The organism is Caballeronia sp. GAWG1-1 (assembly GCF_023631465.1).
Taxonomy (GTDB): Bacteria; Pseudomonadota; Gammaproteobacteria; order Burkholderiales; family Burkholderiaceae; genus Caballeronia.
This window is the reverse complement of the sequence record NZ_JALQDB010000052.1, coordinates 1-8,298: the sequence shown is the minus strand read 5'-3', so window position 1 is coordinate 8,298 and position 8,298 is coordinate 1. Positions and strand designations below refer to the sequence as shown.

Sequence of the window (8,298 nt, the reverse complement as noted above, 5' to 3'; positions counted from 1 at the left end):
AGCCCGCAGAGCAATGGCATGGCAGAAAGCTTCGTCAAGACGATGAAGCGCGATTACGTTGCGTTCATGCCGAAGCCGGACGCGGCGACCGCCGTGCGCAATCTGGCCGTCGCATTCGAACACTACAACGACAAACACCCGCATAGCGCGCTGAAATACCGCTCGCCGCGCGAGTTCCGACGTAAAGCCGATTCATCAACCTTGGTGTGAGATGGTGTCCGGAACTACGGGGGCAAATCCACTGCCCGACTGGTTACACGTCTTATCAGGTTCTTGGAACCGCAAACGTTGATTGGCCTGCATTTTGGTGTGGACGTCCGCACGTTAATGGAGTAGAAACCCTTTTCGACTTCGGCGGGATGTACGGATATTCTTCGAGCACCACGTTGGGGGCCGTGCCATGGAAGGGTTACAACGTCTACGTAAATCCCTTCACCTCCACCGATACCTGTCCAGTTGGTTACTCACACAGCCAAGTCTTAGGCACCCCAAATATCGACAATGCGTTATTTTTCTGTTACCGCGCGCACAGTCCTGGTGGTACCACAATGACTTTTGGTGGAATGACCGGCGATGGGCAGTCACCTTATCCTAATCCGTCTACGAATAGCAACTATACGTGTCCACAAGGTTACACACGGTACATTGTTTATGGGACACCTAATATTGATTATTCACTTTTTTATTGTGGAATCGCGACAAATGCGTCAACAACCAAAGCAGGTGATGGCTCGCTTGGCATCGGTGAGCCATTTGTTTCAAATACTATTGTAAATAATTGGAATTTAGATGACCAAATAGATGGCATTCTTTCTCTTCACCCGCGTGTGGTACGAATGTGGATGCTCAATTTTCAAGAGTTCAGCGGCATTTCGTCAGGGGGGGTTCAACCCGCGAGCGCCAATCTTGCGCTTTATCAACACGCCGTTGATCGCTTAGTACAATCCGGCGTGACTCTCGTAGGTATGGACAACTCCTTCCCTGCATGGATGACTGGATCAAACGATCCATCTGGATCTGGTATCCCGTGTCCAGCCACTGGCTCGCCGTACGCTACATTCCTGCTAAGCTGGCAGGCTACATGGAAAGCACAAGCCAATACATTCCCGGCTATTACATATTGGGAGATTGGAAACGAGTTGAACGGGTTGGATGTATTAAAGCCAATCCAAAGTGGGGCAGGTTCTTGCGGAAAAAGTCATTTTAGCTATAACGACCGAATCAAAATTTCCCTCGACCTCATGTATTGGGGCTATCGGGGCGTTAAAGCAGGAAATCCAAGCGCCACAGTGTTCATGCCCGCTGCCGCCCCAGTTACCGCTGACGACAACGCAACGAACGATCCAAGTTTGCGGGGCATCGCGAAATACATTAGCGACCTCTATCAAGCTATCGCTTTAAACACGTCTTTGTCCACGAACAAGCGGGATTATTTTGATGGCGCAAATTGGCATCCTTACATTGGTCAAGACGCGACTATGAGCACTTGGGTTGCTACCAATGAAGCAGTGCATGATTCCCTGACGAACTATGGTGATGAAAATATTCCGGTCTTGCTATCCGAAGACGGCTATACGACGCCCAACGCCCCCGCATCCCAGCAGGCGATGCTCCATACAATCAATCTTACGCAGACAAATCTTCCCTGGGTTAAGTATTTAATTTGGTTCAGGGCATTTGCCAATACTCCTGACCCCGATTATGCAATATTGCTTGGCTATCCCTTCCAGCAAACTCTTTCATCTCAGCTCTTTTGTCAGTTTACAGGTTGCAACAACCTTCCCTATCGGTAAGAGCGCCGATATTGCTTGTGCTTGTGATGTGTAATTTTGGAAGGAAAGTCGTGTGTCCGCTGCTCGCCGACCCTTGCTCTTCGGTCATCGGCGGAACCCGTTCCAATTCTGCCAGATGGCTTTCTCAAAACTGGTCAGTCGGCCACTTCGGATATTGCAAATTGGAGCGCTAGTAAGGTCGCGGGCGAACTGACCCGATCGGCCATCTCCCGTCGCTCAGTCAAGCCAGCGAGCGGTCATTCGAGCTGCTGCATTACTCGGAAACGCGCCCGATTCTCAAAGCGCCGATGACTACCCTTGCGCCCGCTAGCAGCTGCTTGTCTCGAGGATCTGGTCTCAAACGGCGAGCAATCGATCGATTGTCCTTTGACGCCAGGTCGGAGACCGACGGCGCCTCGATTTCCCCGTTTTGCCCGACAATCGTGGCTGCAAACTAAGCGGTAAGGAAATCGCGATACTCTGCAACGACAGCACGCTGTCACGAAATTAGGCACAGTCTCGCCCCCTTTAAGCTATTGACTAGCACTCGGAACCCAGACCATACCACCACATCCAACTCCTGGACCTTCTTAGGGGCATCGAGGGCACGACTCGCCTCGCGGGTACCGCAAACGGTGGGTTCTACAAAAAAGATACGCCCCGATGTATGTCCCAGTAGCGCGCTTCCCCTTTCTGGCAAAAGCTTTCTTTGATCGTATAAAGCCACCGGCGACCACTCTAACCCTGCCTTTCTTGACCGCCACCTTTCTGACTTTTTTTCTAATCACGGTTTCACCTTTATCGTCTTGGAATGAAGTTCGGAAAGGTATCTACTGTCAAGCGACAGCCGCACAAGGTGATCGATAAACCATAAGCTAAGCGTAATTGTGCCCGCCGACAATTGGAAGACTCTTCCAAAGCTTGCAGTAAAAAGCAATGCCACGACTGCCAGCATCAATGACAGGGTGCCGACTTCTAACAACGCGGTAGCCATTTGGTTTTGCCATCGAGTGACCTTGTACGATTGGAGGTTGAGAGAACTAAGTAGAGATACGAAGCTCGCAAGAACGTACCAAGTAGGAAGCTGCAAGCTGACGCGAGTTGGGCTGTCGAGAACTGCTAGTCCCGCCACCGCAGTGAAACTAAAGCCTGCTAATGAGAGTATAAATCCACGGTGAACGTCTCGCTCTTGGGCGGCCTCGGGAATATCGGTGCTCATCAACCTACGCCATCGCATGCACAGGATGGACCGGGTTATTAGCGGGACGAGCGGAGCGAAATAGGAGGAAAGGAGCAGGGCTTCCATTATTTTAGCTAACGGTACTTCGGGCCGATCGCTCACCAAGATATTTGTTACGAATATCGCAGCTCGCGACCGGCAGATTGTGGCGGGACGCACAAGCGTGGATGGTGCAACCTGCGGATCCCGACCAAAAGGCAGAATTGCACGCCGACGGCGTCGCAGTCAGCCACGAAAAGTCTTCAGCAAAAGTATCGCATGCCTAGTAGGTGAACAAGTTCAATGAAGTTCCTTATTCACGGTTGTGTACTTCGTGCCTGTAGTCCGCCCTGCTGATGAATACCCTAAAGAAAATGGACTCTGATCCAACTGGCTTGCGGAGCGGCCGATCGGGCGTATTCGGTGGCTTTTGTCTGATGGGCGACTCAAAGCTTCGAGCTTGTCCGTCAAAGACGTGATGGTGGGACCGGTGAGTAGTACGAATATAATTGGGACCGGACGATGGCGCTGTGGTAAGTATGCGAAGAATGCTGCTTTTGTTGCTTTTCTTGCTTCTCGTGTCGTGCGTAGCATTTCGTCTGACAGGCGAATTGTTCCCGAAGAAGTTGGGGACTGGCCGGGTAGAAATACAGATACGGATAGCCAGCCAGAATCGCATCATTCGCAAATATCGGATTGTTGTTGATCAAGAAAGAATTGTAAAAACGGCCAAAAAGTTACAATCTGGTGGGAGGAAACAGCGTCGTCAACGGACGGGCAAATCATGAATTTAACCGAGCAGACTTCCTTCTACTGCCACGACCACACATTGCGCACACTACGGTCTGGTTCTCGTTACAGCCATTCGATTTCGTACAGGTGGGCGGAAGTCAACGGCCAGACTTATGGAATCGAACCGGACGATCCTTGGGACCATGCGTTTGCGGCTGTCTGCTTGAACAAGTGGGGGGATTGAGCACCTTACCCCGCCACATGTCGGCGCGACTAAATTCTTCACGGACTGGCAGTAAAGCAGTAAAGCAGATTTTAGTCCAAAAGTCCTGCATGTCCGGATTTCGCCTGTTACGACGGTTGAAAGTCGGAACGTCCATCGTCTCTTGTGGGGTCGCGAGTTCGCATTGGCGGACGGCGTACCGACCATTCGAGGCCGGCTGACGTGCGAATGGCCGGAAAGCGGCGGTCAGCCGCCTGACCAAAGCCGATGTTCGAATGATGGCAAAGGCCGATAACCCGTCGACCGACATGGGCGTCGGGGATGGCGTACAGGTAAAAAACTCCAGAAGGTGCACGACTTCTGAATGACTTCAGGGGCGATGAGTCATTGCTTGACATTGGCCTTCGCCTCATCGCGCCGACAAGAAGGCATTAGAGTTTTCTCAGCTAAAGGCGAAAAGCCGTTTGCAAGTGGACCCCGATGCAACTAACCGTCTGACCCTGTACTACTCAGAGTCCTGCGTCACGTAACGCGTCTAAGAGCAGACTCATGCTGCACGCCACGCGAATCAGCGCCCGATGAACATCACAGGACCGCGAGCGTGCTTTGTTGACGATTCAACTGCGTCAGGATGCGGTCTTCCTTTAATCGGTGCAAAAATAGCGGTTAATCCAAAAACGACTAAATGTAGGCCTCGTGCATTCATCGCCGCTGAAAAGCGGGCGCTCATTTGAGTCCCCGCTTTTCGACCAGAACGACAATTTCCCGTCGCCCCTTACGCCGAGGCCACCTCGCTTGTGACATTCGGTTCAACCGCAGGAGTGAGTGCTTCGACTACCGCCGACTTTTTCGTGGCCACGCGTTTCATCGGCGCTTTCCTCACAGTGGCCTTTTTAGCAGCCGCCTTCTTCGTCGCAGGCGCGGCGTGCTTTCCAGCCGAGGATGTTTTGCTCACTGCCTTCTTTGCTGATTTGACGATGGGCCTTTTATTCAGTGTCGCCGTCTTGGATGTAGTTTTCCTCGCCGCATTCTTCACCGCAACCTTCTTAGCCGCCTTGGTGGCAGGTGCCGACTCAGATTTCGCTGATGCAGGCTCTGGCTTTTCGATCAGAAATTTCGTTCGATCCTTGGCCGCTGCTATCCAGGCCGGCGCAGGACCTCGACCGCTCCAGGTTGCGCCGCTCTTCGGATCTCGATACTTGGGAGCTTGCGGCCCGCGTGCGTAATTGCCCGCCTTCGGCTTCTTCTCAGCGACTGCCACCGGAGCAGTGCTTGCACTGGCGAGAAACTTGTTGCGATCCTTCGCATTAGCGATCCAACCGGGCGCGCGTCCATGCCCAGTCCAAGTCGCTCCAGTCTTCGGATCGACGTATTTGGCCGCGCTTGACATTGCGGATTGAGTTGTCGCCAATGACTTACGACCCGTAGCCGGCTGACGGAAATGAGCAGCGATATCGTCCGGCGTCAGACCATGCTTCTGCATCAATTCATGAATCTTTCCAAAAACTGCCGACGACTCTTTCTTCGCAATCGCTTCGGCCTGAGCCTGAAGCTTGGCGATTTTGTCTTGTAGTGCTTTGAGCGTAGCCATCGACTTTCCCTAGTTGGTCATCGTCGCACTATGCCACACCAGACCTACAAAAGACATGTCACTCTCATCGACACAAGTGTCGGAATCGAATGAGTTCTCAGGAGAAGCAGGGCGGAATAGGCCCAAACAATGCCTAACGAATGCTTAATCTTAGGAAAGACGTTTCGCCCATAAGCATGTGACGTTCTTCTTTTAAGGCCGCGTGGTCGTGATCGACTTTTCGCCCGGCTATCTTGCGCCGAATACATCATTCAGTTGCCGTGCTCGCTTCACGTCATCTGAATGAAGATAAATCGAGGTGGTGGCAATGGACGCATGCCGGAGGTTATCCCGGACGGTCGTCAGTTCCGCGCCATTGGACAGTGCCAAGGAAGCGTGGGAATGTCGCATCCAGTGAGGGGTCGCCGTGCGCAACTTATCGGCGAGCGGCGGATGATCGACTTCGAGCGCTTGCGCAACTTGCTTAAAAAACCGCTCCATCACCGCCCACAGCCGCACGCTGCTAATCGCCTGATTCGGGTCTGAGTCCAGATGGCCGATCAACGGCGTTCTGAGATTCCAACGCTCCCGGGAAACGGGCAGTTGTCGGGAAAGTAAATAAGTTGTCAGCGCGTTCCAGGCCAGTGGCGGCAACGCCACTTTTCCGATCTTGTGCCCTTTGCCGGTGACCCGAAGCCAGTACAGGCCGGTCGGATCGGTCTCGAACTGCCGCAGCGTGGTCCCCACGAGTTCGCCCGCCCGTAGGCCCGTCGCCACGCCGAAGTCGAGCAAAAACCGCAGCCGGTGCGCCGCCGGTGCGGACCAGCCATACGAATATTCCAGCCCATCGGCGATCGTCCGGATCAACTGCCATTCTCCCTCTGTGAACGCGCGCGACGCATCGAGCAAAGCCGCCGTCGCCCCGCGAACTTTGACGCCCGAGAACGGGTTCGCCAACACATAACGTTGGTCGATCAGCCACCGGAACAGCGCATTCAGAATGGAAATCGCGTGTGCCGTCGATCGTGCCGACAACGGGCCCGCGAAAGGACGCCAATCGGGTGAATGGCGTGGGCGCAGCGGCCCCACCCACCGCGCGTGCGGAGTCGGCCGGCGCAGGAACGCGCGGTACGCCACTGCATCTTCTGTCGTGAGCGACGACAACGCGCGACCGCGCTCCACGATCGCCCACAGGATCAGGCGCTCGGCTTCTTTTCGATACGTGCGCCGGGTCGCGGGCGACTCGTGAAGTGAGAGCCAGGCGTGAATGGCGTCGTAGTCGTTGCTGGCGTCGAGCGTGCAGGTGGCGGCCGGTGCCCGGAAGGTGCCCGCCGACCCATCGACTTCATGCGGCAATTTCAGCGACTCCCACGGTACAACGATGCCACGCGGTTCCGACAGGATCAACGCGCGCGCCCGCTCGGTCAGGGAAGGATAGGCGGCAAAGAATGCTTCGATGGCCTTCGCGCTCGCCGCGCCTAGGTCGGGAATGACGGTCCACCACTGACGCCGACGCGGAATGCGCACGGTTAAGTCAGCGAGGGTGACGATGCCGTACGCGTGCAGCGCGCGCACGGTGCGAGGCGAGAACCAGTACTCGACGGGGTCGACGATGCTAGGCGTCGGTGCTTGCGCGTGCCGGAGGACTTCGATCGCCTGCGACACGGCTTGCGCTTGCCGCTCGCGCGCGGCGACCGGGTGACGCAGCACGTCTGCAAGATCGGCGCGTTTAACCTGTTCTGCACGACAGATCAACTGCCGGCGAATGCGCCCGATCACGCCGCGCGCTGATTTCGCGAGTTCGTTCGGCAGGAAGCGTTGGACGGCTTCACGCGAGGCGAGGCCGGCGGTCCACGCGCGCAGTGCTGCGAGTTCGTCCGCGGTCGGGAATTCAGGCAGATCGAGCTGGTCGGGTCGGGCGGTGTCGGCGGGGGAGGCTGCGGCCGAGACCGACGATCGTAGACGCGTTTTCATGAACGCGAGTTTAGAGCAAAAACGCGGCTATTAGGATAAGAGTAGTTATCTAAATAGCCGTGTTCCTGAGCGATCAAACGAACTTCGCGGAGGATTGTGCGTGCGCGTGTCGCCGACCAAGACGCCGGCGACGCAGCACGCGAAGTCTGAAACAAGCTAGGAGGCAAGGAGTGCGCTTTCTCAGCATGGCCAAGCTAGGCCAAACGACCGAAAGTACGCACACTGTCCTTGCGACTTGACTTTTAATGTAGATGATTCGCGCCGAATATGATCCATATGCCGTCACCGCTTTGGCTACTCAGGATTCTAATAAATTTATGGCTGTCATCTGTTCTGCTCGAGTCCCCGCGCGTACGGGGCGATCGTTAGGGCCGACGATCGTCCGATGTAACTAAGCGGGCTGGTTAGAGCGTGGCGAGTTTCAGCTTACCAACGCCTATACGTTGGAATGTTGGACTGCTAATTATTATTAGCAGTGAAGGTTTTAATGGGTAAAATGGAGGGTAGCGCCATTTACGCCTCGCCTAAAACCCATTGGCACGGGGCAAAGGCGGGTTTTCGACGAATCGGAGGTTGAGACGTTCCGGCGAAGTGGTGGAGTCCGACCCGCAACGCTACGGACATGAAAGCCAGCGCTTGATGGATGAGGTGAGCACCTGCGGGAGCACGCGCGCGACAGATCGATGGCCAATCAACCCCAACAATTGACGCTGCCCACGCCGCGTACCTACACCCGCACCGACTTCACGGCGCTGCGCGCGTTCGTGCAGCGCGTGCCGGCGGCCACCATCGCGCGGCTTTACTACGA

Annotated in this window: 5 protein-coding genes; 2 read left to right on the top strand and 3 right to left on the bottom strand. The window is 55.1% G+C overall.

Features of this window, described 5'->3' with window-relative positions:
- Both NCT03_RS30950 and NCT03_RS30945 read left to right on the top strand, forming a co-directional pair.
- On the top strand, positions 1-210 hold a 210-nt coding region (locus NCT03_RS30950; RefSeq protein ID WP_250495221.1), incomplete at its 5' end, for an integrase core domain-containing protein.
- A gap of 338 nt (positions 211-548) precedes the next feature.
- A complete protein-coding gene (locus NCT03_RS30945) occupies positions 549-1,793 on the top strand; it encodes a hypothetical protein (RefSeq protein ID WP_250495220.1) in 1,245 nt (414 codons plus the stop codon).
- 763 nt (positions 1,794-2,556) lie between these two features.
- Here the strand turns inward: NCT03_RS30945 and NCT03_RS30940 are convergent.
- The 3 genes from NCT03_RS30940 to NCT03_RS30925 all read right to left on the bottom strand — a co-directional run bounded on the left by NCT03_RS30940 (position 2,557) and on the right by NCT03_RS30925 (position 7,490).
- Complete coding sequence (locus NCT03_RS30940; RefSeq protein WP_250469833.1) at positions 2,557-2,991, bottom strand: hypothetical protein; 435 nt, start codon at positions 2,989-2,991, stop codon at positions 2,557-2,559.
- A gap of 1,730 nt (positions 2,992-4,721) precedes the next feature.
- Positions 4,722-5,537 carry an H-NS family nucleoid-associated regulatory protein gene (locus tag NCT03_RS33935; RefSeq protein WP_284503539.1) on the bottom strand — a complete coding sequence of 272 codons (816 nt, stop codon included), beginning with the start codon at positions 5,535-5,537 and terminating at the stop codon, positions 4,722-4,724.
- Positions 5,538-5,765: 228 nt separating this feature from the next.
- Entirely contained in the window at positions 5,766-7,490 is a 1,725-nt protein-coding gene (locus tag NCT03_RS30925) for a site-specific integrase (RefSeq protein ID WP_250495219.1), read from the bottom strand.
- Positions 7,491-8,298: the final 808 nt, after the last annotated feature.